A 25,698-nucleotide genomic window follows, 5' to 3' on the forward strand; every position below is an offset into this window, starting at 1 on the left:
TCATCGAACGATGGTCGTTGCCTATTTTCCGCCTTAGTCTAGCCGTGGGCCCGCCGCAGCCGCGACAGGGTCAACGCCGTCGCCACGGCGGCGTGCATCGCCTCGGCGCCTTTGTCCTCCACGCTGCCGGGCATCCCCGAACGTTCCACGGCCTGCTCGTGGGAGTTGACGGTGAGCACCCCGTTGCCGATGGGAGTGGATTCATCGAGGCTGACCCGCGTGAGCCCCTCGGTCACGGAGTCGCACACGTAGTCAAAGTGCGGGGTGCCGCCGCGCACGACGCACCCGAGGGCGACGACGGCGTCGTAGTGCCGGGCTGCCTCCTGCACCACTACCGGCAGCTCTAGGGCGCCGACGACCCGATACTCGTCCACCTCCGCGCCCAGTGCGCGACCGGTCGCGACCGCTCGCGCGTGGAGCACGTCGCAAATGTCCGCATTCCACGTCGCCGTCACCACGGCCACCCGCAGTCCAGTGGCGTCAACGTCGCTCACCGTTGGCAGTCCTTCTTTAGCCACGGTTGGCCTCCTCGTGCTGGGCGTCCCATTCCGCGACGGCGGGCAGGTCGTGGCCCATCCGGTCGCGCTTGGTGCGCAGATACGTGATGTTGTGGGTATTGGGGACGATGGCCACGGGCGCCCGCCCCGCGATCTCCACTCCGTAGCCCTCCAGTGCTCGGTGCTTGTTCGGATTGTTCGTCAAGATCCGCGCCGTTCGGACCCCGAGCTGGCGCAGAATGTCGCCGGCCGCGGAGTACTCGCGGGCGTCTTCGGGCAGCCCCTGATCGAGGTTCGCATCGACGGTATCCCGCCCGTCGTCTTGCAACTGGTACGCGCGCAGCTTAGCGGCCAGACCAATGCCGCGCCCCTCTTGGTCGCGCAGGTAGATAACGACGCCGGCGCCTGCGGCCTGGATCTCTCGCATCGACTGGTGCAACTGCGGGCCGCAGTCGCAACGCTGGGAGGCAAACACATCACCGGTGAGGCATTCGGAGTGGACGCGAACGAGGACCTCCGACTCGGTGAGCTCACCGACGGTGAGAACGATGTGCTCGACGCCGCCGACGAGCGTTGTCGCGCTGCGGGCAGTGAACTCGCCGAACTCGGTCGGCAGGCGGGTGGGTTCGCCGAGTTCGACGACCTGGTCATGACGGCGACGGTACTCGACGAGATCGGCGATTGACACCATGGTCAGCCCATGGGTATCGGCAAAGCGGCGCAGCTCCGGTCCGCGTGCCATGTCCGTGGGGTTGTCGACGGAGACGACCTCGCACAGAGCGCCGGCCGGGCGCAACCCCGCCAGCCGCGCCAGGTCGATGGCCGCTTCGGTGTGGCCGCCTCGCTCCAGCACGCCGCCGCGGCGGGCGCGCAGCGGGTTGATGTGCCCCGGCCGGGTGAAGCTGTCTCGCGTCGATGCCGGGTCGGCCAGCCGGCGAATGGTCTCCGCGCGGGAGGCCGCAGAAATGCCGGTGGTGCCCGTGGCCGCGTCGACGGTAACCGTGTACGCGGTGCTGCGGGCGTCCTCGTTGCGAGCAACCATGGGCGGCAGGTCGAGGCGATCGGCGGTCTCATCGGTTACGGGCACGCATATGTAACCGGAAGAATGCCGGACCATGAAGGCCACCATTTCGGGGGTGGCGGCCTCGGCGGCAAAGATGAGGTCGCCTTCGTTTTCTCGGTCTTCATCGTCCACCACGAGCACCATTCGGCCTCGACGAATATCGTCGATTGCCTGCTCAATGGGGTCTAGGAGAATCGTGTCATCCTCGTTCATAGGGCCTAATGGTAGACCGCCGAGGCCTGGATTTAGGCACCCGGTGCTGTGACCATGTTCTCGACGTACTTGGCAACGATGTCCACTTCGAGGTTGACAGTCTCCCCCACGTCCACCGCCCCGAGTGTGGTGTCTCGCAACGTCGCGGGGATGAGCGAGACCTCGAAAAAGTCCGGCCCAACGGCACTTACGGTCAAGGACGTGCCGTTGACGGCAATGGAGCCTTTAGTCACCACGTAGCGGCGCAGGTCCGCCGGAAGGCCCACTCGGACTACCTCCCAATGCTCGGAGGGCTGCCGCGACACCACCTGCGCGGTGCCGTCGACGTGCCCCTGCACGATATGGCCGCCTAAGCGGTCACCGACCGCGACGGCACGCTCCAGGTTCACCGGCGATCCCACCTCAAGCGCCCCCAAGCTGGAGCGGTTGAGGGACTCCTGCATGACGTCGGCGGCAAAACCGGCGTCGTCATAATCGGTCACAGTCAAGCACACCCCGTTGACGCTGATGGAGTCACCCGCCGACACGCCCTCGATCACCCGGGCCGCGGCAATCCGCAACCGGATTGCGTCGGCCAGCGGCTCCAGCGCCGCCACGGTGCCGATCTCCTCCACCAAACCGGTAAACACTCTCAATCTCCTTTACGTACGAAATCCAGCACAAGGTCCTCGCCGACCTCGCCTACGGCTATCCGACGCCACGCAACCGCCTCACTCAACGTAGCGGCGAGCCCACCACCGATGATGCTGCGGCCCTCGCCGAGCAGCAGTGGCGCAAGATAGCAGCGCAGCGCATCCACTTTCCCCGCCCGGAGGAAAGCCCCAGCGAGTGTAGGTCCACCCTCGACGAGGACGTCCACCGCGCCGTCGGCCTGCAACGCGGCCAGCGCCTCGTCGATGCTCGGGTACTGCTCGAAACCGAGCCGAACGAGGTTGCTCGCGACACCGGTGATGTCCCGGGTACCCACCACCACGCGGCGCGGCTGCCGAGTCGCACCCACATCCCGGGCGGTGAGCGAAGGGTTATCAGCCAAGGCAGTCCCGGTTCCGACCACGATGGCGTCGCGCCGGGCGCGGTCGGCATGAACATGGTGCCTGGCCTCCGGCCCGGTGATCCACTGGCTGGTGCCGTCGGCGGCGGCGCTGAACCCGTCGAGGGTCTGTGCCACCTTGAGCGTGACGTGCGGGCGTCCCAGGCGCACGGACGTCAACCACGGGCGCAATGCCGCCACCTCAACGTCGTGGTAGCGCACGTCGACGCCGCGCTGTCGTAACCACGCGGCGCCGCCCGCGGCCTTCGGGTTCGGGTCCGGGGTCAGATAGATGACGCGGGCTATGCCCGCCGAGAGCAACGCCTGCGTACACGGGCCGGTCCGCCCCTGGTGGTTGCACGGTTCCAAGGTGACGACCGCGGTGGCCCCGCGGGCCCGGGGACCGGCGTCGGCCAAGGCCATGATCTCGGCGTGCGGCCCACCCGGCGGCTGGGTGTGGCCCTCACCGACGATGCGCCCGTCGCTATCGACGACGACGGCCCCGACCGGCGGGTTGGGCGACGTGGTACCTCGGGCGGCCTCGCCCAAAGACAGGGCTCGGGCGAGGACGGCGTCGAGAATCATGCGCGTCCGGAGTGGTTAACGGGCGCCGGCGGCCAGCTCGCGCAGCTGGTCCACGGCCGCCGCCGGGTCCTCCTTGCCGAACACAGCCGAGCCGGCAACGAAGGAATCGACACCGGCCGCGGCGGCATCCGCGATGGTATCGGCGTTGATTCCGCCGTCGATCTCAATGACCACGTCAAGGCCGTTGCTGTCGATGTATTCCCGCAGGGTACGGACCTTATCCAGCTGCTCAGGCATGAAGGACTGGCCGCCGAAGCCCGGCTCCACGCTCATGATGAGCACCTGATCGTACTCGTTGAGAGTCTCCAGGTAGGGCTCGATCGGGGTTCCGGGGCGAACCGAGAAGCCCGCCTTGACGCCCTTGCCGCGAATCTCCCGCGCGAGGGCGACGTGGTCCTCTACCGCCTCAACGTGGAAAATGATCGCGTCGGCGCCGGCCGCTACGTACGTATCGAGCCACTTGCCGGGCTCTTCGATCATGAGGTGGACGTTGAGCTCCTGGTCGGTGAGCTTGTCCACCGTCTTCATGATGTCAGCGCCGAAGGAGAGATTGGGAACGAAGTGGCCGTCCATGATGTCAACATGGAGCCAGTCGGCGTTCGCGGCCTGGCGGAGGTGCTCGCCGAGGCGAGAGAAATCAGCGGCAAGGATGGACGGGGCAATAATAGGTGCAGTCATACCCTCCACGATACCCTGCCTCGAGCCGATGTCTTAGCTCCTTCGCAGCACCGCGAAGAACATCGCGTCCGTGCCGTGGCGATGCGGCCACATCTGCACGCTCAACCCATCGCCGGATCCGGGCAGGTCAGGAATCAAAGCGTGAGCGTCCTCCTCGATGGCCCCGCACTCGGCGACGGCGCGATCCACCACCTGCCGCGTCTCCCGCACATCCGGAGAACACGTCGAATAGATCACCACCCCACCCGGGCGCACGAGCGACAGCGCGGAAGCCAACAGCTCAAACTGCAAGGCGGTGAGCTCGGCGATATCCCGCTCCGACTTCCGCCACCGGGCCTCCGGCCGCCGGCGCAGCGCACCAAGACCGGAGCAGGGAGCGTCGACGAGCACCCGATCGAAGCCGGGCTCCAGGCCGGGGTTACGGCCATCGGCCACGTGCACCGTCACCGGGGCGTCGCCCACCGCCTTTTCGATGAGGCCGGCGCGGTGCTCAGAGACCTCGACGGCGTCCACGTGAGCGTTTTCCGCGCGAGCGAGCGAGCCCACGAGCGCGGCCTTGCCGCCCGGGCCCGCGCACAGGTCCAGCCAGCGGCCCTGGTCCTGGGCGACCTCGGCTTCCACGAGGGCGCGGGCGATGAGCTGCGAGCCCTCGTCTTGGACGCCGGCGAGGCGCTGGCGGACCGGTTCGAGCTTGCCGGGATCGCCAGACTCCAGGTACACCGCATAGGGGCTGTAGGCGCCTTGCTCACCGCCGGTGATGAGCGCGAGTTCCTCGGCTGAGATCTCACCCGGGCGAGCAACTAAGTGCACGACGGGGCGCTGCGAGTCCGCAGCCAGTGCCCGTGCTAGCTCCGGGTCGTCCGCCTCGACGCCGAGCGCGGTGGCAAACGAACGAGCAACCCATACCGGGTGGGCGGACTCCCAGGCCACTCGCGCGAGCGGATCCGTCGGGGCGAGTTTCTCTCGCCATTGCTCCGCCGGGGTGCGACCCACCGAGCGCAGCACGGCGTTGACGAATCCCTTAGCCCAGTCGAAGCCGGCGTGCTCAGCCAGGCGCACCGAGGTGTCCACGGCGGCGTGAGGCTCCACCCGCATGTTCAGCAGCTGATAGGTACCGAGGCGCAGGACGTCGAGCACACCCGGATCGATGTCATCGATCGGACGGGACGAGCACGCCGCGATGACGTTGTCGAGTACCCCCAGGGTGCGTAGCGTGCCATAGGTGAGCTCGGTGGCGAAGCCGGCGTCACGTTCGCTCAATTTACGTTGCCGCATGAGCCCGGGGAGGGTGAGGTTGGCGTAGGCGCCGTCCTCGGTGACCCGGCGCAGCGTATCGAAGGCGGCTTGGCGTGCCGGATCGGCGAATCCGGGCGTCGTGCGCTGCCGCCGGGGCTGCTGACCACGCTCTGAGCGAGGCTTCGACGCCCCGGTCCGCCGCGGCGAGCGCTTTTGCCCGCCGGAATTGGCGTTGGGCTTTTTCGGTGCGGGCCGATCCCCACCCGTCGAACGGGACCTAAATCCTCCGGTCACTGCACTCCCTGCTTCGTATCGTCGTCGGCAAGCCCGCGCGCCCAGTCGGCGGCCGGCATCTTCTTCTTACCCGGGGCCTGGATGAGCCCCAATTCCACCGCCGTGGATCCGGTGCCTACGAGCACGCGCTGCTTCTCCACGCGGAGTTCGCCGGGTGTCAGCTCCACTGGCTCGTCGGCGTGCGTGACCGGCCCTACCTTGAGTCGAGCGTCACCGAGCATGGTCCACGCGCCCGGGCCCGGGGTGTGGGCCCGGATGTGGCGATCGATCTCGTGCGCCGACGCCCGCCAGTCAATGCGCGCGTCCTCGGTGGTGATCTTCGGCGCGTAGGTGGCCTCACCGACCTGGGGGCGGGGGGCGCTTGCTCCGGATGCTGCCTCCGTGCATGTGCGCACGAGCACGTCCGCACCGAGGTACGCCAGCCGGGTCAGTAAGTCATCGGCGGTGTCGCTGGGGCGCACGGGTTCCGTCGCCGTGGCGAGAATCGGCCCGGTGTCGAGTCCCTCGTCGATTCGAAATGTCGTGACACCCGTCACGTCGTCGCCGGCTCGGATGGCGGCCTGCACCGGCGCCGCGCCGCGCCAGGCCGGCAGCAGCGAAAAGTGCAGGTTGACCCACCCGTGCTGCGGCACGTCTAGCAGGTCCGACGGCACGAGGTTGCCGTAGGCCACCACCGGGATCATCTCCGGGGCCAGCTCCGCCAGCCGGGCACGAACGGCATCGCCGTCGTCGGTGTTCGCTTTGAGAGTGGCGGGCTTGAGGACCTCGATACCGTGCTGCTCGGCTAGAGCGGCCACGGGCGAGGGGTGCAGGCTGCGACCTCGGCCGCGACGGGCGTCCGGTCGGGTGAGCACCGCGACCACCTCATGCTCGGAATCGATGAGCGCCTGCAGCGCCACGACAGCCGGCTCGGGGGTGCCGGCAAAAACTACTCGCATGGTTGCTCACTCCCCTTCTAGTTGGTGAACCATGGCGCGGTGCGAATGTACGCCATGGCCCGTCGGCGTGCTTCGCGATCCAGACGCTTGAGGAAGAGGATCCCGTCAAGGTGATCGACCTCGTGCTGGATGCATCGGGCGAGCAGCTCCGTGGCGGAGATAGTCACCGGTCGGCCTTCCGCGTCCCTCCCGGAGGCACGAATCTCCCACGCCCGCTCCACGTCCTCAGTCACCCCGGGGATGGACAAGCAGCCCTCGCCGCCGACCTGCGTCTGCTCGCCGACAGCCTCCCACACGGGGTTGATGAGCTCTCCACGCAGCCCGCCCGACGCCGCGTCGCCGCCGGTGGTGTCGAAGACAATGACGCGGTTGAGCAGGCCGATCTGGTTGGCGGCCAGACCCACCCCGCCGGCGTCATCCATGGTGTCCAGCATGTCGGCCACCTGGGTGCGTAGCTTCTCAGTGCCGAAGGCGGATTCGGGGACCTCGCGGGCACGGCTGGTCAAAACGGGGTCACCAAAGAGGCGGATTGGTCTTATGGCCACGGGTGCGTTAACTCCTTAGGTCGAGGGATCACGTGGGGTAAGCGTCGCGGTTATTTACTATCGCGGTCGTGCACACAGCCTAGCCGCGCCCTGCCACCTGGGCCTAGCCGATGTTGATGGGATCCACCTGCACCCGCAACGGCAGGTCATCCTTGCGCAGTGCCTTGAGCGTCAGCGCCTGGCGCAGGGCCCGACCGAGGCTGTCCCGCGACGTCAACGGGGAACGGATGAGCAGCCGCTGCGCGGGGCCGTGCCGGGTGATGTCATACTCACCCGCCAGCTTCTCTCCGGCGGGCAGCTCGACGGGCCCGAGCACGTCGGAGCCCTCCGGTAGCTCCGCCACTGCGAGGAAACTGTCGAGCCCGTCGCGGGCCCCGTCGACGGCTGCCATGTGCACGGTGGGCGGGAACCCGACCTCCGCACGCTCGGCGAGCTCGCGCTGCGCGGCGCCGACGGCGTCGAAGCGAATAAGCTCCTGCACCACCGGCGCCTCCGGTGGCGCCATGATGACTACCTCCCCGCCGTCGCGGTGAGGCGCCACGTGCGCCACTACCTCCGCCCAGGTGGCGAAGGCCTGCTCCGTGGCCCGCAGGTCGGAACGCCCCAGACTGATCCAGGTATCCAGAATCAGCGCCGCCCCGTAGCACCCGCCGCCGGCGATACGCGGGTGAGCACCGGCCGTCGCGACGACGATACAGGCCGCATCCGGGATCTCGTCGACCATCCGGTCCCCGTTGGAGGTCACCACCCGCACCTGCGGAAAAGCCCTGCCGATTTCTTCGGCCGTGCGCTGAGCTCCGAGCACCACCGCGCGCAGAGCCTGGGAGCCGCACGTAGCGCAGCGGAAGTGGGTCTCCGGGCGCCCGCACCAACGGCACGTGGGGGTTCCGCCATGGCCGTCGTCCGACGGCGGAATGCCGAGCGGTCCGTTGCAGGCCCGGCAGCGCGCCGGGGTGCGGCACGATCCGCACGCCAAGGCGGGCACGTAACCGGCGCGAGGCACATGCACGAGCACTGGCCGCCCTCGTGTCAGCGCCCCGCGCACGGCGTCGAACGCCTGCGAGGGCACGCGCGACGACCGGGCACGGGGGTCTCGGTGCATCGCGAAGTCGCTGTCTCCCGCGGCGCGGATGAGCGGCGACCGCGTCCGAATAATGTCCCGCGGCGCCACGAGATCGTGCGCCCACCCGGAATTGACCAACAGCTGCGCTTCCGCCGTGCGGGAATACCCGCCGATAATGAGACCGCAGCCCTCGATACTCGACCGCGCGGTGAGTACCTCCCGGGCGTGATGGTACGGCGCCCGTGGCTCGACGAGGTTATCGTCGCCGTCGTGGATGATGACCGCCAGGCCCAGCCGGGCTACCGGGGCGAAGGCCGCCGAGCGCGTCCCGATGACGATTCGCGCCTGGCCTCGCAGAATAGAGAGGTAACGCCGGTACCGAGCCTGCGGCCCGAGGCTCGCGGTGAGCGTCGTAATCTGACGCGCGGCGACGACGCAGCGCAGCCGAGCCTCCAGAGCGTCGACGTCGCGTTGATCCGGTACGACGATGAGCACCCCGCTTCCACCCAGCGCGACCTTCACGGCGAGCATCGCTAGGGGTTCAGCCCAGTCCTCCCCCGGGGTGACCTGCCACACAGCGCGGGCGGCGTGCCCGGCGACGATGGCGTCCACGAAGGACTCCCCAAATTGGTAGGAGGACCACGCTGACAGGTCGGGTTCTTCCGCTTTACCCAACTCCTCCCAATCGGTGTCCATGTCTGCGGCCTCCGCGCCGGCGTGACGAGGGGGGATGGCGGAGCGGATCACGTCGGAGCGAACGGCCGCATAGCGCTGGGCTAGGTCCTCCACCAGGCGCGCGATCTGCGGCGGGTACACCACGTCGGCGGACACCACGCGCTCGATGAACCTCAAGGAACCGCCATGGTCGGACGTCGCCAGGCGCTCCAACACAATGGCGTCCTTGAGCTGGCCGCCGAAACGGATCCGAACCCTCACTCCCGGCTGGGCGGCCGCCGAGTCAGCCTCGGGAACCAGGTAGTCGAACCCCCGGTCCAGGTGCGCGAGCCCGAGCAGGGGCAGCACGCGAGCCACGGGCAATTCCGCAGCGGCGTCCGAAGCGGTCCGGGAGGCCATGGCCGCTCTCTAGAGGCCGAGGGCTCGGCGCAGCTCTTCAGCCTTGGACACGCTCTCCCACGGCAGGTCAATATCGGTGCGACCGAAGTGCCCGTAGGCGGCGGTCTGCGCGTAGATCGGACGCTTGAGATCGAGATCACGGATGATCGCGGCTGGGCGCAAGTCAAACACCTGCTCCACGGCCGCCTGAATCTCGGCGTCGCTCAGACCCTCCGCCGCGGTCCCGAAGGTCTCCACGTACAGGCCCACCGGCTTGGCGCGACCAATGGCGTAGGCCACCTGCACTTCAGCGCGATCCGCCAGCCCCGCGGCGACGATGTTCTTTGCCACCCAGCGCATGGCATAGGCGCCAGAGCGGTCCACCTTCGACGGGTCCTTGCCCGAGAACGCGCCGCCGCCGTGGCGAGCCATGCCGCCGTAGGTATCCACGATGATCTTGCGGCCGGTGAGGCCGGCGTCGCCCATGGGTCCGCCGAGGACGAAAGACCCGGAGGGGTTGATGAGGACGGTGAACTCCGTGGTGATAAATCGTTCCAGGCCGGCATCGGCGATGACCCAGTCGATGACATGGGTGCGCAGCTGCTCGGTGAGCCACTCCTGAGTGACCTCCGGGTCATGCTGAGTGGAGATGACCACGGTGTCAAGGTAGGTGGGGGTATCGCCGTCGTAGGCGAACGTCACCTGCGTCTTGCCGTCCGGTCGCAGATGATCGACGATGCCCTCTTTGCGGACCTGCGTGAGCCGACGCGACAGTCGGTGCGCCAGAGCGATAGGAAGTGGCATGTACTCCGGGGTTTCATTCGTGGCATAGCCGAACATGAGCCCCTGGTCCCCGGCGCCGCCGCGGTCGTTCTCATCGTCGCTGGCACCGCCGCGGCTTTCCAGGGCGGTGTCTACCCCGTGGCCGATCTCCTGGGACTGTTCACCAATGGCGATATTCACGCCACAGGTGTGACCGTCGAAGCCGACGTCGGAGGACGTAAACCCGATCTCGACGAGCTTGCCGCGCACGAGGGAGGCGATGTCCACATAGGACTCCGTACGCACCTCACCGACAACGTGTACCTGGCCGGTGGTGACGAGCGTCTCGACGGCGACGTGCGCCTGCGGGTCCTGCGCGAGCATGGCATCGAGCACCGTATCGGAGATGGCGTCGCAGATTTTATCCGGGTGCCCCTCGGTGACGGATTCGCTCGTGAACAGCCTCACGGCGCGGGCCCGGCCCTCGGCGCGGGACTCGGTGGATAGGGACGCTTCAGCACTCACGACGGTCTTCCTTCGTTGTTACGGGGTGGCGCGGCTCTTACTCCGAATCAATATAGACCAAGCGGTCTAATCGTTCAATATGCGCTCCCCCGCGACGTGAGTGAGAATCTCCATCGCCACATCCAGCTTAGAACCGTCCGCAATGACCGTCTCTCTCCCGTCCGCCGCCAGCAACCAGCCCGAGTTGCGATCCTGGCCGAACACCGCACCGCCCGAAACGTCGTTGCACATAAGGAAGTCACACCCCTTACGCTGGAGTTTCTTGCGCGCCAACTCTCTCACGCTGGCGCCCGGCTGCTCGGTTTCCGCAGCGAACCCGACGATGATCGTCCCCGCGGGCACCACCCCCGCTCGACGCCAATCGACCAGGTCCCGCAGAATGTCAGGATTTTCTACCAAGTCCACGTGACGCAGCGCGTCGTCGGCGCTGCCCTTCTTCAGCTTGCTGTCTGCCTCGTTCAGCGGCCGGAAATCCGCCACCGCGGCCGCCATGATGATGAGGTCCGACGCCGCCGCGCGTTCCTGCACCGCTGCGTGCATCTGCCGGGTGGACCGCACGCGCACCACTTCCGCTCCGGCGGGTGTCGACAGCGCATCCGTGTCACCCACCACCATTGTCACCCGCGCACCGGCCTGGGCTGCGACCTCGCCGAGAGCGAAACCCTGCCGACCAGACGAGCGATTGCCGATGTAACGCACCGGGTCGATATTCTCCTGCGTCCCGCCGGCGGTAATAAGGACTCGCCGGCCGGCCAGCGATCGCGGCGGCCGGTGCCCGCGGGCGACGCTACGCGCAAAATCCGCGATCTGTGCAGGGTCCGGAAGACGGCCCGGCCCCGAATCGGCACCCGTCAGACGGCCGTGAGCCGGCTCCATGACGACGTAGCCAAACTCGCGCAGCAGCTCGACGTTGCGCCGCACCGCCGGGTTCTTCCACATCTCGGTATGCATCGCCGGCACGATCACAACCGGACACGTGGCCACAAGCACCGACGCGGTGAGCAGATCGTCCGCCCGGCCGGCCGCCAGGCGAGCCAGCAGATCAGCGGTCGCCGGGGCGACGACGACGAGGTCAGCTTCCTGGCCAATGCGGACATGCTGCACCTCATCCACCGCGTCAAACACCGTCGTGGACACCGGGTGCCCGCTCAGCGCTTCAAAGGTGGCCGAGCCGACGAAGTTGAGGGCGGCGGGCGTGGGGACCACGCGGACGTCGTCGCCGGCCTCCGTGAAATCTCGCACCACCTGGCACGCCTTATAAGCGGCGATACCGCCACCCACCCCGAGGACAACCTTCAGCCCCATAACGATTGCTCCCACGCTCTAAAGAACTGCAATGAATGCCCCAGTGTAGCCATCCCCACGCGTCGTGACTCTTCGTCCTCAGGGTTCACCCGGATTTTTCCCGGATGTCCTACCCCGCACTATTGTTCAATCGGCTAAAAAGGACAGAATGGATACGGAGTCAGCTCCGACGCGCCGCAATTCAGCACCGAATGGGGAACCTATGAGCAGTACCGCAACGGAAACCGGCAAGCACCGCTTCGCCCCGAAGTCCAAAAAGGGGTGGTTCGTCATCGCCGGTGTCGCCGCCTTCGTCCTACTCGTGGCCATCACTGCGTGGTCACTCTTGCGGCCTGTTTCCTCCGGAGGTAGCGGCATTCCCGCCTCGGACTACATCACCGTGGCCAAAGAAGACGTGATCGACGACATCAGCGTCGACGCCACCGTCACCGGCGCCCGCGTGACCACCATCACCACCGCGCTGACCGGTCCCGTTACTGCCCTCCCCATCTCCATGGGCGAGCAAATCCAATCCGGCGCGCACGTCGCCACCATCGACGCCTCCGCGCAACAGGCGGAACTCGACGCACTCCGGGCCCAGGTCTCTTCGGGTAAGGCCGAGCGCCAGGTCGCGCTCGATCAGGCCCAGGCCGCCGTCAACGAGAATTACGCACGCATCAACGATCCGGCTACCCCGCCCGAAGAGGTCGCCGCGCTGAAGACCCAAACCAACGCTCTGGTGTCCGCCCGGGATGCCGCGCGCAACGCCCTCAATAACGGCGACGGAGCCACCTCTGCCCAGATCAACCAACTCGTCAACGCCGTCAACAGTGCCTACATCACGGCCCCGCACGCAGGCATCGTCTCCCAGGTGCTCGTATCCGAAGGCCAGCCCGCCACCGGCGGCATCGCCACCATCGCCGATAACTCCACGCTGCACCTCAAGGCCACCGTGGGCGAGGCCGACGTAGACCGCGTAAAGCCCGGGCAGAAAGTGCGCTTCACCGCCGGGACTTCCGGCGACCGCAAGTACACCGGCAAGGTAGTCCGCGTCTCCCCCATCGTCGAAGGCGCCGGGGTCGGTGCCGCTCCAAGCGCCAGCGACAGCAGCGGTGCCGGTGCGGCCATGTCCTTCGGTATGGGCGACACTGGCGGCAGCTCGTCGCCGCAGTTCCCCGTCGACATCGAAGTCACTGGCGACCAGTCTGGCCTGCGAATCGGGGGCACCGCCAAGGCCGAGATCATCGTGTCTGAGCACCTCAACGCGCTGGCCCTGCCCAACGAAGCCCTGCTCAAGGGCGACAAGACCGAGGTCCTCGTGGCGGTGCCGGAAGGTGGCGCCTACCGCGTCGAGCGCCGCACCGTCACCACCGGCGACAAGAACGACCTCGACACCATCATCACCGGCGGCGATCTTAAAGCCGGCGACATCGTCCTCACTCCGGCCGAGGAATACCAGGGCCTCGAAGGCACCACCGTCGAGCTCTCCGACAGCTTCGGGCCCGGCATGGACGCTTTCACCCCGGGCGGAACCACGCCCGAGGGGGAGAGCACCGAGGAGACCAAGTGAGCGAACGCATCGTCACGATGACCAACATCGTCCGTACCTTCAATCTAGGCAAGGACCACGAGGTCCAGGTCCTCAAAGGATGCGACTTCCACATGGACCGCGGCGAGTTCGTCAGCATCATCGGCCAATCCGGCTCGGGAAAGTCCACCCTGATGAACATCATCGGGCTCCTGGACACGCCCACCGCCGGCACCTATGAGCTCGAAGGCACCGACGTCCTGCGCCTCGACGACGACGAAGCCGCCACCTATCGCAGCCTCAACATCGGCTTCGTCTTCCAGAACTTCAACCTCATCGGCCGCTCCAGTGCCCTCAGCAACGTCGAAATCCCCATGATGTACGCGGGCGTCGGGCGCCGGGAACGCCGGGAACGCGCCGAGGCCTTACTCGAACTGGTCGACATGGGCGACCGCATGCACCACCAGCCCAACGAACTCTCCGGCGGGCAGAAGCAACGCGTCGCCATCGCCCGTGCCCTCGCCAACGAACCGACGCTGCTCCTCGCCGACGAGCCGACCGGTGCCTTGGACTCGTCGACCGGACGCATGGTCATGGACATGTTCCATGCACTCAACCAGGAACGCGGGACCTCGATCATCTTCATTACCCACAACCCAGACCTAGCCGGCGAAACCTCCCGCATCGTCGAGATGAAAGACGGGTTCATCGTCCACACCGAGGAGGCTGACTCATGACCCTGCGCGAATCCATGCTCCTCGCCCTCGTGAGCCTTCGAGCCAACAAGATGCGCACCCTGCTCACGCTGCTTGGCATCATCGTGGGCATCACCTCGGTCATTACCATCCTCACCCTTGGGCAATCCCTCAAAATCCAAAACGCCGAAAGCCTGGCGGACTCTGGCATCTTCGACGTCAACGTCGCCGTCACCCAGCGCACGGACGAAGAGAGCGACGATCCCTACGCCTACCTCTACTCCGGACAAATGCCGGGACCAGCCGATCAGCTGCCCATCGAGGTCCTTGAGGACGCCGCCGAGCGCTTCGACGACTCCATCGCCGCCCTCATGATTAGCTCCAGCGTCATGGGCGGTGGACAGGCCAGCTTCTCCGACGACTCCAAGCCGGTGGACCTATCCATCTTTCCCGTCGGCACCAACGAGATGGAAGCGAGCAAGGTCAACATCCTCGTTGGTCGCGGACTCAACGAGGCCGACTTCGATTCCGAACGCCGGGTAGCAGTCATCGCCGACACCTTCGTCAACGAACACTTCAACGGCGATCCCCGTAAAGCCCTCGGCGCCAAGATCGATATCTCCTCAAGCATGGGAACCGGCCGCTCTACCGTTTTCCGAGTAGTGGGCATCTACGAAACCGACAAATCCGGCGGTGGGCTGTTTTCCTTCTCAGCAGCACCGGGCGTATACATCCCCTATACCGTGAACAAGCTGGTGGGCCAGGACATCTCAAAGGTCCAGAGCATAACCATCCGCCCAGAACAAGGCGCGGACGTGGAAGTACTCAAGGCCGAGCTCGAAGAGTATCTCAACCGGGAATACCGCAACAACGAGAAATTCCAGGTGCGAGTCTTTGACTTCAGCTCCGAGATGGACACCTTCAACACGTTCATGAATACCCTGAGCCTGGCGATCTCCGCCATCGCGGGAATCTCACTGCTCGTGGGCGGCATCGGCGTCATGAACATCATGCTCGTCTCGGTTACCGAACGCACAAGAGAGATTGGCGTGCGAAAAGCCCTTGGTGCGCGCCGCCGAGATATTCGCCTCCAATTCGTCGTCGAGTCCATGATGGTGTGCCTGCTCGGCGGTCTCCTCGGCCTCCTCCTTGGCGGGGTGTTCGGAGGAATTGGCTCATCCCTCATGGGCAGATTCGTCCTGCCGCCCATCGGCGGCGTGCTCTTCGCCGTTCTGTTCTCCCTCGCTATCGGCCTCTTCTTCGGCTACTACCCGGCCAATAAGGCTGCCAAGCTCGACCCCATCGACGCACTGCGCTACGAATAGCGGGCGAGCCGTACGGCGGTTGTGGAGTGGCCGTCCGGGGTTTCGTCCTACGCGGGCACTGCTTGCGGGTGCGTTGGTTTGAGGGACTATTGCCGGCATGGTCGGCAGTTCAGGCAGCGCAGCTTTGAGCTGCGGCCCGGGCTGGCGGCAACTGCGACGGGCTGGTGGGGTGCCGGGTATTGGCACGGGGTCTGGTGGGATGCTGGGAGCGATTCGCCCTTCACGCTCACCGGGAGCATCGCCTGCCGCGACACCCTCCTCCCGGTGACAGCGAAGGGCGAAACCCACCGGCTACACGTGTAGCCACTATTGCTGTACCCTTATGGATCCGCCGGTCCGGCTACTTGCTGGCTGATTACTGTGAGTGACTATGCCGGGTGAAGCGAGCCGCGCTGCTTTGGACAGCGGCCCGGACTGTCGGCGAATGCGGCGGGCTCATGTTGGGGTCCGATGCTGGGGGCGAGCGAGACTTGATTCGCCCTTCACGCTCACCAGAAGCATCGCCTCGCGCGACACCTTCCTCCCGGTGACAGCGAAGGGCGAAACCCACCGGCTACACGTGTAGCCACTATCGCCGTACCTTAATGGATCCTTTGATTGCGCTGCTTACTGGGTGAATGCTGTAAGGGACTATGCCGGGCATAGTCGGCGGTGCAGCGACGCTTCCAGCAACGTTTCGGGTTGCCGACGAAGCCGACGAGCTCGTGCTGGGTTCTGGCACCGGAGTCGGGTGGGGCGATTCGCCCTTTAGTCTCACCGGAGCCGCCGTTTTCCGCAGGAGCCTCCTCTCGGTGACAGCGAAGGGCGAAACCCACCGGCTACACGTGTAGCCACTAACAAGGTCTCTGCCGCTCAGTCCTCCCGAGGGGTCGCTGTTGCTCAGCGGCGAAGCGCTCCAAGTGCGACAATGGGCTCAGACACGCAAAAGCCGCCCGGAAGAACCGTCACAAGGCGGGAACCGATCGGGGACGAAGCGGGTCTAACGAGAGTGTGCCAACCATACTCACCCGGGGGAACATCATGAGATCACCAATTACCATGCTGCGAAGAAACCAAGCCTCGGGCCAACGACGAGCCCACCGAGCACGTCAGGGTATCGCCGCCTGCCTGTTAGCAGCATCCCTGCTGCCGCTCTCAAGCTGCTCGGACGCGTCCTACACCAGGGTCACCAACACTAAACTCCCGCCTGGGTTCTACCTCAGCGGCGAATTCGTCGAACTCGGACCACGTGACCCCAACGCCCCCGACCCGGAATGGATCGACCCCTGCAACGAAATCCCCGAAGAGATTCTCGCAGACATCGGCATGAAACGAGGAACCCGAGCAGGAGGCGAAATGTTCGGGATGCTTGGATGCTCGGGCCCCGTCAGTAAAAAACTCACAAACGGCGTCGAGTACCCCATCTACAAGATGGACCAGGGTCTGACAGCAGGTCCTACTTTTAACTGGCAGCTCATAGCAGAACAAGATGTCGATAACCAAGACTATCTGGATGATATCCCTGGGGTCATTGTTCGGAAGCGAGAACGGGATTGCAATCTGTCAGTGGACACAGAAAGAGGGCTATTTTCGGTAGCAGTTGCTGGAGCAAAAGGCGAGATCAACGGTGATGAAGCTTGTGAGATCGCAACCAAGAGCTTCTACCGAATCTACAACCAGCTCAGGGAGCAGAAATGAACTTCATCATCGAACCCGAATCATTCAACGCCGCCGCCAGGGGACTCCTTGGCAACAGCTCGGTTGCAACGAACTCTTCATGGTCCGCACAATCGGCACTGATCGGCTCGACTTACTCCACCGCCTCGGGTTACGACCAACTCGGCACCATCCACGGCCTATCCCTGAACACCACGCCCGGGTCCGCCGAGACAGTCCTGCGCCAAGTGGCGGATGAGCTTGACGCCCTCGCCGACAACCTCATCACCACCCGTCGTGCCTACGAAGACCAAGACGACCTCTTCGCCCGAATCCTGCGCAGAGCCGACACCGGCGATGCTGGTACCGCCTCCCTCGGGGTGTTCACCCACGGTGGGCTAGAGCAGGTGGCGGGCATGCACCACCAAGAAGTACTCGTCACCCCCGCCGCCAGCCTCGATCAGTTGATTGCCGCCTTGGCCGCGTCGAATGCTGGCGCGGTTGCCCAATCGCTACCCATCTGGGCGGACATCACTCTGGCCGCCACAAACATCGGCGAAGGCCTCATCGACGTCTCCAACTACATCGGCGCCAACAACTACGGCGAGACGACGGATGCGATCATCAACCGGCTCCAACGCTCCGCCACCGCGAGTACCACCATCGCTACCAACGCCACCCACTTTGAAACCACCCTCGCCGAGCTAGAGCCCGCACGTCTAGCCAACCTCACAGCCATGCAAGCACTGAAGGCAGAGCTGACGGCTATGGCCGCCGGTGGCCCGGAAGCTGCCGGGGTCGCGGACATGATCGAACGAGTCGCACTGGCACATAATGCGGTGACCACCCAGGCAACCCTGTCAGCGATCACCCCGAGGGTGTTAAGTCTCACGTCCCCGGTGTGGTCGAGCATGCCGTCCCCGACAACGTCGTTTACGAGTGCTGATGGGGCTGGGGTGGGGTTTGATGGCACGAGGTTTCTCGCTCCGCAGGGATTGGTGGATGCGGTGTTGGGTTTTGCTGATGCTCACCCTGAGAAGGTGGCGGGGGTGAATGCGATTAGTAGGGAGATGGCTCGCCACGCAGGACTCGGCGACACGGTAGGCGTGGTGTCCCCGGAGGTGTTAGGCACGCATCCGTCAACGGTGTCGGTGTGGGACCCACCCGCCCCGGTCACGGCCACGACCACCCCCGCCACCACGGGACGTGGCGCGTCGATGACTTCGCCGGGTGGGGTGTTGGTCAATGGGCGCAGTATTGATGCTGGTGGGTTGTCTCCGGCGGCGAGGATGCTAACGAGTGGTGTTCCTCGTGTGGGTGGGCCTTTGACGGATGGCACGGGGGTGATTGGTCGTGGGGTGACCAGGGTAAGAGGCGCCCGGGGTGCCGGCGGCGGCGCCGGTCGGGCTGGTGGGTCGTGGGCGTCGCCTGATGGCACCGGCCGTGGTGTGGGGTCGGGGCGCGCCCCGTCGGCTCCGTATTCTTCGGGCGGTCCGCGTTCGGGCTATGGTGCTCCTGCTGGCCCGGGTGGCTCGTCGCTATCCGGTTCCCCGACACCAGGTTCCACAGGCTCTCCGGCCTTACAGTCTTCTTCACCCATGTTTGGCGGCATGGGCGCCGGCGCGGGCCGTGGGCAGGGGCGGAAGAAGCGTCCGCCGAAGATCATGATTACTGAGGTGGAGCGGGATGCGAATCGTTTGGCGTTGTTGGGTGAGCCGCGCAAGGTGTTGCCTGGGGTGATTGGAGAGTGGATTTATGAGGATCCGGATGACCCGAACGGCACCTATCCCAACAAGATCTAGGCAAAAGAGTGGCCCGCAAGACAGCCCGCTTCCCTACTGCATGCCGAAAGACCCAAAAACCGCACGTCCCTGCCTTGTCTCAGGCACGGTCGTGCGGTCGTCAGATATGACTCAGTGAGCCACGGGGTAGCCCAGGGGCCTACTTACCTTCGTCGTAGGTCACAACGCCGGCTTCGATCTCTCGCAGCGCGATCGACAGCGGCTTCTCCCCTGCTTCCGGGGTGACAAGCGGTCCGATGTACTCGAAGACGCCGTCTTCCGGCTGCTGGTAGTAGCTGTTGATTTGGCGGGCGCGCTTGGCGGCGAAGATAGCGAGGGCGTACTTCGAGGACACCTTGTCCAGGAGCACGTCGATCGCGGGCCCGGTGATCCCTGAGGGCGGGTCGTAGATCGCCTCGGGCTTCGGCTCGTTAATCGGGTTGGTCACAGGTACCTTTTCCTAGGTTGTTAGTGTGTTCCAGTGGTCTAGTTGTCGGCTCGGCCTTCAAGAAGGTCCTTGATGGCGCTGACGGCCTCCGTCAGGTCTCGGTTCACAACTACGTGGTCGAATTCGCTTTGGCACGCAAGCTCGTTCTTGGCGGTTTCCAGCCGCCGAGCGATGACGTCCTCCGATTCGGTGCCACGGCCGGTCAGGCGGTCAACAAGCTCTTCCCACGACGGCGGGGCAAGGAACACCGTTTCCGCTTCGGGGCGGAGTTTCTTGATGTTCCGGGCGCCGGCGAGGTCTACCTCAACGAGGACGGGCCGCCCGGCGTTGAGCGCGTCTTCCACCGGTCCCGCCGGTGTGCCGGAGCGCTGCAGTCCGCCGTGGATCTCGGCCCACTCCAGCATCTCTCCGTTGTCCACATGGGTTTGGAAGTCTTCCGCGGACACGAAGAAGTAATCGATGCCGTCCGTCTCACCGGGGCGCGGGTCCCGCGTGGTCATGGAGACGCTGAAATACAGCCCGTCGACGTCGCTCTTAAGCTGGGAGACGACGGTCGATTTACCGACGGCTGAGGGCCCGGCCAGTACCACCAGGCGCCCCCGAGAGACGTCCGAAGTCATCGATTAGTCCTCCGAGAAGCCGAAGCGCTCCAGCAGGGCGCGGCGCTGACGCTCGCCGAGGCCGCGCAGACGACGGGTCTGGGCGATCTCGAGTTCATCCATGATTTCCTTAGCCTTGACCTTGCCCACCTTCGGCAGGGCCTCGAGGATAGCGGAAACCTTGGTCTTGCCGATGATCTCATCGGTCTCGGCCTTGCCCAAGACCTCCTTGAGGTCGGTTCCTCCGCGCTTGAGCTCGGCCTTGAGCTCGGCGCGGGCCTTCCGTGCTTCGGCAGCCTTGGCGAGTGCAGCCTTGCGCTGCTCATCGGTCAACTTGGGAAGGGCCACAGGTTCCTCCAATTTCGTTTCTTGACGTGAAAACGTGAAGTTTCACAATTTCATGGTGGGCGCGCCAGCTTGAGCGACGCACCCAGCTGAAGCGACAGTCTAGCACCACGGAGTCATATTCCATGATCCTAAACCACCACGTCAGCGGCTTGCCCAGTTCAAACTACCAGCTCATGCACGAAAACCTTCAACTGGCCCGGCCTGGAAACTTCGCAGCCTCCAAAAAGAGACATTTCTGCAGGTCACGCGGGTCCGGTCCGGCGGCGAGGATGGCACGCGACACGTTGGGGAACGCAAGATGTCCGACGTTTCCGGCAATTCGTTCCACGTCCTCCGCGCTGGCTCCCTGAGCGCCAACGCCCGGCATGAGTACCGGACCGTTGAGGTCATCCAGGTTCGGCGGGTTAGTAACAGTCGCTCCGACCACGACGCCAATGCTCCCGGCGGACGCGCCGACGTTGAGTCGAGCGCATTCGTCGACGACGCGCTGGGCGACCGTCGTCCCGCGATCATCTACGGACTGTTGCAGCGCGGGGGCTTCGGGGTTCGACGTCGCCGCGAGGACGAAGACGCCTCCTCCCTTCCGCTGGGCCATGTCGAAAACCGGCGCTAGTGCGCCGACGCCGAGGTAGGGCGAGACAGTGACCGCGTCGGCCCGCAGCGGGGAGTCCCCTAGCCAAGCTTCGGCGTATCCGGCCATCGTCGAGCCTATGTCGCCGCGTTTGGCGTCGGCCAGCGTCAGCGTTCCGGCATCGCGGAGCGCGGCTAGCGCCTCTTCGAGGATCGCCAGCCCGGCGGAGCCGTACCTTTCGAAGAAGGCCACCTGAGGCTTCACGAGGGCGACGTGGCCGGCGAAGGCGTCGACGCATGTGCGGGTGAAGGTGCGCAGGCCGTTGACGTCGCGGGGCAGCCCCCACGCGTCGAGCAGCGCATCGTGGGGGTCGATGCCGACGCAGAGCCGGCCGTGAGTCTGGGCTGCGTCTAGCAGCCGCTCACCGAAGGTCGTCGTCATGAGGCCTGTCCCCCACCGTGATTGAGGTCCTGTAGCGCGCGGACCTGCAGCTCGTCGGAGCGCAGAGCCTCAATGCCCTGGACGCACGCGGTGACTCCCTGCACGGTCGTCATCAGCGGGATACCGGAGGTGACGGCCGCCGCGCGGATGTCGTAACCGTCGTGACGCGCACCGGCGGAACCGGCCGGGGTATTGAGGATGAGGTCAACCTCGCCGTTAAGGATGCGATCGACGATGGACTCGCCCTTCGCGCCGTCGCGGACCTCGGAACCCTTGAGCACCACTTCGCAGTCGATGCCGTTGCGGCGCAACATCTGGGCGGTGCCAGAGGTGGCGAGCAGCTTGAAGCCCATGGTGTACAGACGCTGGATCGGGAAGATGAGGGTGCGTTTGTCGCGGTTGGCGACGGTGACGAAGATAGTGCCTTGCGTGGGCAGTTCGCCGAAGGAGGCGTGCTCGGCCTTGGCGTAGGCACCGCCGAAGTCGTCGGCCAGGCCCATGACCTCGCCGGTGGACTTCATCTCGGGGCTGAGCAGCGTGTCCAGCATGGAGCCGTCGGGGCGCCGGAAGCGGGTGAAGGGCAGGACGGCTTCCTTGACGGCGATCGGGTGGTCAAGGGGCAGGGAGCCACCGTCGTAATCGGCGGGCAGCATGCCTTCATCCTTGAGTTCGGCGATGGTGGCACCCATCATGATGCGGGCGGCAGCCTTGGCCAGGTGGACGCCGGTGGCCTTCGAGACGAAGGGAACGGTACGCGACGCCCGCGGGTTGGCCTCGATGACGTAGAGGACGTCGTCCTTGAGGGCGAATTGGATGTTGAGCAGGCCCTTGACACCCACTCCGAAGGCGATGGCGGTGGCGGACCGACGCACGTTGGCGATGTCCTCCGGGCCGAGGGTCATCGGTGGGAGCGCGCAGGCGGAGTCGCCGGAGTGGATGCCGGCCTCCTCGATGTGCTCCATGACGCCGCCGAGGTAGACCTCTTCGCCGTCGCACAGCGCGTCGACGTCGATTTCGATGGCGGAGTCGAGGAAGCGGTCGACGAGCACCGGGTGGTCGGGAGACAGCTCCGTGGCGCGGTCGATGTAGTTCTTCAGGCTGGGCTCGTCGTAGACGATCTCCATGCCACGGCCGCCGAGCACGTAGGACGGGCGCACGAGCACCGGGTAGCCGATGTCCTTGGCCACGGCTTGCGCCTGCTCGAAGGAGGTCGCGGTGCCGAACTCGGGGGCGGGCAGGTTCGCATCGGCGAGAACCTTGCCGAACTCACCGCGGTCCTCGGCGAGGTCGATAGCCTCCGGCGAGGTGCCGACGACGGGCACGCCGGCGTCGGCGAGGCGCTGCGCCAGGCCCAGCGGCGTCTGCCCACCCAGCTGCACGATGACGCCGGCGACGGTGCCGGACTGGCTCTCCGCGTGGTAGACCTCCATGACGTCTTCGAAGGTCAACGGCTCGAAGTAGAGGCGGTCGGCGGTGTCGTAGTCGGTGGAGACGGTCTCCGGGTTGCAGTTGACCATGACCGTCTCGTAGCCGCGGGCGCTCAGTTCCAGGGCCGCGTGGACGCACGAGTAGTCGAACTCGATGCCCTGGCCGATGCGGTTCGGCCCGGAGCCCAAGATGATGACCTTGTCCTTGCCAGTGACGGCCACCTCGGACTCCGCGTCCGGGTCGAGCTCGTAGGCGGAGTAGTGGTACGGGGTTTGGGCCTCGAACTCACCGGCGCACGTGTCCACCGTCTTGTAGACCGGGCGCACTCCCAACGACCAACGTAGGGAGCGCACGCCGTCCTCCCCCGCCAATTCGGGACGCAGGGCGGCGATCTGGCGATCAGAGAGGCCAAACACCTTCGCTTCGCGCAGCAGGGACTCGTCGAGCACCGGGGCGTTGGCTAGCACAGCACGGAAGTCAACGAGGGCCTTGAGCTCGGCGAGGTACCACGGGTCAATACCGGAGACCTCGTAGACCTGCTCAATGCTCGCGCCGAGGCGCAGTGCGAGCTCGACGTCGTACATGCGCCCGTCCGTGGGGCGGCGCAGGTCCTCGAGCACCGCGTCGACGTCCGTGGCGCGGTCGCCGGCAAAGTAGGCGTCGGTGGTGGTCCAGAACCCGGCCTGCTTCTGTTCCAGCGAGCGCATGACCTTGTTCAGCCCGGAGATGTAGTTGCGGCCGATGCCCATGGCCTCGCCGACGGACTTCATGGAGGTGGTCAGCGTGTCGTCGGCCCCGGGGAACTTCTCGAAGGCGAAGCGCGGCGCCTTGACGATGACGTAGTCGAGGGTGGGCTCAAAGGCGGCCGGGGTGGTGCCGGTGATGTCGTTGCGCACCTCGTCGAGGGTGTAGCCGATGGCCAGTTTGGCAGCCAGCTTGGCGATGGGGAAACCGGTGGCCTTCGACGCCAGTGCGGAGGAGCGGGACACGCGCGGGTTCATCTCGATGACGACGGTGCGGCCGTTGGTGGGGTTGACGGCGAACTGGATGTTGCAGCCGCCGGTATCCACACCGACCTCGCGGATGATGCCGATGCCGAGGTTACGCAGGTGCTGGAACTCGCGGTCGGTCAGCGTCAGCGCCGGGGCTACGGTGACCGAGTCGCCAGTGTGCACGCCGACGGCGTCGACGTTCTCGATAGAGGCAATGACGACCACGTTGTCGTCGCCGTCGCGCATGAGCTCTAGCTCGTATTCCTTCCAGCCGAGGATCGACTCTTCGATGAGGACATTGGCTTCCGGCGACGCGGCAAGACCATCGCCGGCGATGCGCTCGATGTCTTCCTCCGTGAACGCCAGGCCGGAGCCCAGCCCACCCATGGTGAACGACGGGCGGACGACGACGGGCAGGCCGAGTTCCGCGACGGTCGCCCGGACCTCCTCCATGGAGTAGCAGACGGTGGAGCGAGCGGACTCACCGCCGACCTTTTCAACGATGTCTTTGAACTTCTGCCGGTCCTCGCCGCGCTCGATGGCCTCGATGTCGGCGCCGATGAGTTCCGCACCGTGCTTGGCGAGGATCCCCTGCCGGTCGAGTTGGATCGCGGCGTTAAGCGCGGTCTGTCCCCCGAGGGTGGCCAGTACCGCGTCGATCGGGTGGCCGGCGGCGGCTTCCCGGGTGAAGATCTTGTCGATGTATTCGGGGTGAATCGGCTCGATGTATGTGGCGTCGGCGAACTCCGGGTCGGTCATGATGGTGGCCGGGTTGGAGTTGATGAGGGTGACGCGCAGGCCCTCCTCTTTGAGGATGCGGCAGGCTTGGGTGCCTGAGTAGTCGAACTCGCAGGCCTGGCCGATGACGATCGGGCCGGAGCCGATGACGAGGACATGGTGTAAGTCGGTGCGCTTAGGCATGTGGGGTTTCCTCTTTTCGGGCTTAGGCCTGGTTCGGCGAGTGGTTGGTCATCAGGTCGATGAACTGGTCGAATAGGGGGTTGGCGTCGTGCGGGCCGGCGGCGGATTCGGGGTGGTACTGCACCGAATAGGCCAGACCGTTGGCCAGTGCGACGCCTTCGACGGTGTCATCGTTGAGGCAGGAATGCGTGACGATGGCCTCGCCGAAGTCGGTCTCGAAACGGCCGCCGGGCGTGCCTTCCAGGGCGAAGCCGTGATTCTGGGAGGTGATGTCGATCTTGCCGGTGAGGTGGTTGATGACCGGGACGTTGATGCCACGGTGGCCGAAAGTCATCTTGTAGGTCTTCAGCCCTAGGGCGCGGCCGAGGATCTGGTTGCCGAAGCAAATGCCGAAGAAGGGGATCTGCGCGGCGAGGACATCGCGGACGATGGCCACCATCTCGTCGGCGGTGGCTGGGTCGCCGGGGCCGTTGGAGACGAAGACGCCGTCGGGGCGGTACTGCTCAATGTCGGCGAAGGGCGTGTTGGCGGGGACGACGATGGTGCGGATGCCGCGGCGGGCGAAATTGCGCGGGGTGTTGGTCTTAATGCCCATGTCGTAGGCGACGACCGTGAAGCGCGGATCGCCTTCCGGCTCGTAGACGTAAGGCTCCTCGGTGGAGACTTCGGCGGCGAGATCAGCGCCGGCCATGGGCGGCTGCGAGGCGACGATGTCGACGAGCTCCTCGACGCTGCGCTCGGCGTCTGCTCCCGAGAAGATTCCGGCGGCAATGGAGCCGAAGTTGCGCAGGTGGCGCACGAGGGTGCGGGTGTCGATGCCGCGGATACCGATGATGTTTTGGGACGCCATTTCCTCGGCCAACGAGGTAGTGGCCCGCCAGTTGGATACGGTGTGCGACAGGTCGCGGATGACGAGCCCGGCTACCTTGATGCGGCAGTCGCGGGATTCGTCGTCCTCATCGTTCCAGCCGGTGTTACCGATGTGCGGGGCGGCTGCCACGACAATCTGCCGGTGGTAGGACGGGTCGGTCATCGTCTCTTGGTAGCCGGTCATGGCGGTGGTGAAGACGGCCTCACCCAGCGTGGTGCCGGTGGCGCCGAAACCGCGGCCGCGGAAGACGCGGCCGTCGGCGAGAACCAGGACGGCCTGGGGGTCGGTGGTGGAGCTCACGGCAGTTCCCTTTCGCTGCAAGTTATTCGTCATGATGGATGTTATACGG

Annotated in this window: 22 protein-coding genes; 5 read left to right on the forward strand and 17 right to left on the reverse strand. The window is 65.7% G+C overall.

All coding sequences use genetic code 11. The annotated features are described in order from the left end of the window. Positions 1-38: 38 nt before the first annotated feature. From ribH to coaBC, 11 genes are all read right to left on the reverse strand, one after another. Positions 39-518 carry a 6,7-dimethyl-8-ribityllumazine synthase gene (gene ribH / locus CUTER_RS05760; RefSeq protein WP_047259629.1) on the reverse strand — a complete coding sequence of 160 codons (480 nt, stop codon included), beginning with the start codon at positions 516-518 and terminating at the stop codon, positions 39-41. After that, complete coding sequence (locus CUTER_RS05765; RefSeq protein WP_047259630.1) at positions 511-1,773, reverse strand: bifunctional 3,4-dihydroxy-2-butanone-4-phosphate synthase/GTP cyclohydrolase II; 1,263 nt, start codon at positions 1,771-1,773, stop codon at positions 511-513. The genes ribH and CUTER_RS05765 overlap by 8 nt, the downstream gene beginning before the upstream one ends. A 32-nt stretch (positions 1,774-1,805) precedes the next feature. After that, complete coding sequence (locus tag CUTER_RS05770; RefSeq protein WP_047259631.1) at positions 1,806-2,402, reverse strand: riboflavin synthase; 597 nt, start codon at positions 2,400-2,402, stop codon at positions 1,806-1,808. 2 nt (positions 2,403-2,404) lie between these two features. Further along, positions 2,405-3,388, reverse strand: coding sequence for a bifunctional diaminohydroxyphosphoribosylaminopyrimidine deaminase/5-amino-6-(5-phosphoribosylamino)uracil reductase RibD (gene ribD / locus CUTER_RS05775; protein ID WP_047259632.1), 984 nt, complete (start codon positions 3,386-3,388; stop codon positions 2,405-2,407). A 15-nt stretch (positions 3,389-3,403) separates the two neighbouring features. Further along, positions 3,404-4,066: a ribulose-phosphate 3-epimerase gene (gene rpe, locus CUTER_RS05780; protein WP_047260635.1), complete on the reverse strand. Its 663-nt coding sequence runs from the start codon at positions 4,064-4,066 to the stop codon at positions 3,404-3,406. 33 nt (positions 4,067-4,099) lie between these two features. Further along, entirely contained in the window at positions 4,100-5,596 is a 1,497-nt protein-coding gene (locus CUTER_RS05785) for an RsmB/NOP family class I SAM-dependent RNA methyltransferase (RefSeq protein WP_047259633.1), read from the reverse strand. Further along, positions 5,593-6,534, reverse strand: coding sequence for a methionyl-tRNA formyltransferase (fmt, locus tag CUTER_RS05790; RefSeq protein WP_047259634.1), 942 nt, complete (start codon positions 6,532-6,534; stop codon positions 5,593-5,595). The genes CUTER_RS05785 and fmt overlap by 4 nt, the downstream gene beginning before the upstream one ends. 17 nt (positions 6,535-6,551) lie before the next feature. Further along, positions 6,552-7,079: a peptide deformylase gene (def, locus tag CUTER_RS05795; RefSeq protein WP_047259635.1), complete on the reverse strand. Its 528-nt coding sequence runs from the start codon at positions 7,077-7,079 to the stop codon at positions 6,552-6,554. A gap of 103 nt (positions 7,080-7,182) precedes the next feature. Then, the gene (locus CUTER_RS05800) at positions 7,183-9,216 is read right to left on the reverse strand and encodes a primosomal protein N' (RefSeq protein ID WP_047259636.1); all 2,034 of its coding nucleotides are present in this window, start codon (positions 9,214-9,216) and stop codon (positions 7,183-7,185) included. Positions 9,217-9,225: 9 nt separating this feature from the next. Further along, on the reverse strand, positions 9,226-10,482 hold the full coding sequence (gene metK, locus CUTER_RS05805) for a methionine adenosyltransferase (protein WP_047259637.1): 1,257 nt from the start codon (positions 10,480-10,482) through the stop codon (positions 9,226-9,228). Positions 10,483-10,548: 66 nt separating this feature from the next. Then, positions 10,549-11,787: a bifunctional phosphopantothenoylcysteine decarboxylase/phosphopantothenate--cysteine ligase CoaBC gene (gene coaBC / locus CUTER_RS05810; RefSeq protein ID WP_047259638.1), complete on the reverse strand. Its 1,239-nt coding sequence runs from the start codon at positions 11,785-11,787 to the stop codon at positions 10,549-10,551. A 202-nt stretch (positions 11,788-11,989) separates the two neighbouring features. Between coaBC and CUTER_RS05815 the strand changes: the two genes are divergently transcribed. From CUTER_RS05815 to CUTER_RS11605, 5 genes are all read left to right on the forward strand, one after another. Beyond that, the gene (locus CUTER_RS05815; protein WP_047259639.1) at positions 11,990-13,336 is read left to right on the forward strand and encodes an efflux RND transporter periplasmic adaptor subunit; all 1,347 of its coding nucleotides are present in this window, start codon (positions 11,990-11,992) and stop codon (positions 13,334-13,336) included. Beyond that, complete coding sequence (locus tag CUTER_RS05820) at positions 13,333-14,031, forward strand: ABC transporter ATP-binding protein (protein ID WP_330217677.1); 699 nt, start codon at positions 13,333-13,335, stop codon at positions 14,029-14,031. Before CUTER_RS05815 ends, CUTER_RS05820 begins: the two co-directional genes overlap by 4 nt. After that, positions 14,028-15,314: an ABC transporter permease gene (locus CUTER_RS05825; RefSeq protein WP_047259640.1), complete on the forward strand. Its 1,287-nt coding sequence runs from the start codon at positions 14,028-14,030 to the stop codon at positions 15,312-15,314. The genes CUTER_RS05820 and CUTER_RS05825 overlap by 4 nt, the downstream gene beginning before the upstream one ends. A gap of 1,038 nt (positions 15,315-16,352) precedes the next feature. Beyond that, positions 16,353-16,991, forward strand: a complete 639-nt coding sequence (locus tag CUTER_RS11315; RefSeq protein WP_158408116.1) for a DUF3558 family protein — start codon at positions 16,353-16,355, stop codon at positions 16,989-16,991. Continuing rightward, complete coding sequence (locus CUTER_RS11605) at positions 16,988-18,751, forward strand: hypothetical protein (RefSeq protein WP_047259642.1); 1,764 nt, start codon at positions 16,988-16,990, stop codon at positions 18,749-18,751. The genes CUTER_RS11315 and CUTER_RS11605 overlap by 4 nt, the downstream gene beginning before the upstream one ends. Before the next feature lie 139 nt (positions 18,752-18,890). Here the strand turns inward: CUTER_RS11605 and rpoZ are convergent, their stop codons facing one another. From rpoZ to carA, 6 genes are all read right to left on the reverse strand, one after another. After that, on the reverse strand, positions 18,891-19,178 hold the full coding sequence (gene rpoZ / locus CUTER_RS05840; RefSeq protein WP_047259643.1) for a DNA-directed RNA polymerase subunit omega: 288 nt from the start codon (positions 19,176-19,178) through the stop codon (positions 18,891-18,893). Positions 19,179-19,216: 38 nt separating this feature from the next. Beyond that, on the reverse strand, positions 19,217-19,798 hold the full coding sequence (gene gmk / locus CUTER_RS05845) for a guanylate kinase (protein ID WP_047259644.1): 582 nt from the start codon (positions 19,796-19,798) through the stop codon (positions 19,217-19,219). Between the two features lie 3 nt (positions 19,799-19,801). After that, positions 19,802-20,125, reverse strand: coding sequence for an integration host factor, actinobacterial type (gene mihF / locus CUTER_RS05850; RefSeq protein WP_047259645.1), 324 nt, complete (start codon positions 20,123-20,125; stop codon positions 19,802-19,804). A gap of 187 nt (positions 20,126-20,312) precedes the next feature. Then, complete coding sequence (gene pyrF, locus CUTER_RS05855) at positions 20,313-21,137, reverse strand: orotidine-5'-phosphate decarboxylase (protein WP_047259646.1); 825 nt, start codon at positions 21,135-21,137, stop codon at positions 20,313-20,315. Beyond that, a complete protein-coding gene (gene carB / locus CUTER_RS05860) occupies positions 21,134-24,478 on the reverse strand; it encodes a carbamoyl-phosphate synthase large subunit (protein ID WP_047259647.1) in 3,345 nt (1,114 codons plus the stop codon). The genes pyrF and carB overlap by 4 nt, the downstream gene beginning before the upstream one ends. 22 nt (positions 24,479-24,500) lie before the next feature. Then, positions 24,501-25,682, reverse strand: coding sequence for a glutamine-hydrolyzing carbamoyl-phosphate synthase small subunit (gene carA / locus CUTER_RS05865; protein ID WP_082121290.1), 1,182 nt, complete (start codon positions 25,680-25,682; stop codon positions 24,501-24,503). Positions 25,683-25,698 lie beyond the last annotated feature (16 nt).

The organism is Corynebacterium uterequi (genome assembly GCF_001021065.1).
GTDB lineage: Bacteria > Actinomycetota > Actinomycetes > Mycobacteriales > Mycobacteriaceae > Corynebacterium > Corynebacterium uterequi.

Excerpts from the sequence above, each read along its gene's own strand:
- CUTER_RS05765 (WP_047259630.1), bottom strand. The coding sequence starts at position 1,773 with ATGAACGAGGATGACACGATTCTCCTAGACCCCATTGAGCAGGCAATC.
- ribD (WP_047259632.1), bottom strand. The coding sequence starts at position 3,388 with ATGATTCTCGACGCCGTCCTCGCCCGAGCCCTGTCTTTGGGCGAGGCC.
- rpe (WP_047260635.1), bottom strand. The coding sequence starts at position 4,066 with ATGACTGCACCTATTATTGCCCCGTCCATCCTTGCCGCTGATTTCTCT.
- fmt (WP_047259634.1), bottom strand. The coding sequence starts at position 6,534 with ATGCGAGTAGTTTTTGCCGGCACCCCCGAGCCGGCTGTCGTGGCGCTG.
- CUTER_RS05800 (WP_047259636.1), bottom strand. The coding sequence starts at position 9,216 with ATGGCCTCCCGGACCGCTTCGGACGCCGCTGCGGAATTGCCCGTGGCT.
- coaBC (WP_047259638.1), bottom strand. The coding sequence starts at position 11,787 with ATGGGGCTGAAGGTTGTCCTCGGGGTGGGTGGCGGTATCGCCGCTTAT.
- CUTER_RS05815 (WP_047259639.1), top strand. The coding sequence starts at position 11,990 with ATGAGCAGTACCGCAACGGAAACCGGCAAGCACCGCTTCGCCCCGAAG.
- CUTER_RS05825 (WP_047259640.1), top strand. The coding sequence starts at position 14,028 with ATGACCCTGCGCGAATCCATGCTCCTCGCCCTCGTGAGCCTTCGAGCC.
- CUTER_RS11315 (WP_158408116.1), top strand. The coding sequence starts at position 16,353 with ATGCTGCGAAGAAACCAAGCCTCGGGCCAACGACGAGCCCACCGAGCA.
- CUTER_RS11605 (WP_047259642.1), top strand. The coding sequence starts at position 16,988 with ATGAACTTCATCATCGAACCCGAATCATTCAACGCCGCCGCCAGGGGA.
- gmk (WP_047259644.1), bottom strand. The coding sequence starts at position 19,798 with ATGACTTCGGACGTCTCTCGGGGGCGCCTGGTGGTACTGGCCGGGCCC.
- pyrF (WP_047259646.1), bottom strand. The coding sequence starts at position 21,137 with ATGACGACGACCTTCGGTGAGCGGCTGCTAGACGCAGCCCAGACTCAC.
- carB (WP_047259647.1), bottom strand. The coding sequence starts at position 24,478 with ATGCCTAAGCGCACCGACTTACACCATGTCCTCGTCATCGGCTCCGGC.
- carA (WP_082121290.1), bottom strand. The coding sequence starts at position 25,682 with ATGACGAATAACTTGCAGCGAAAGGGAACTGCCGTGAGCTCCACCACC.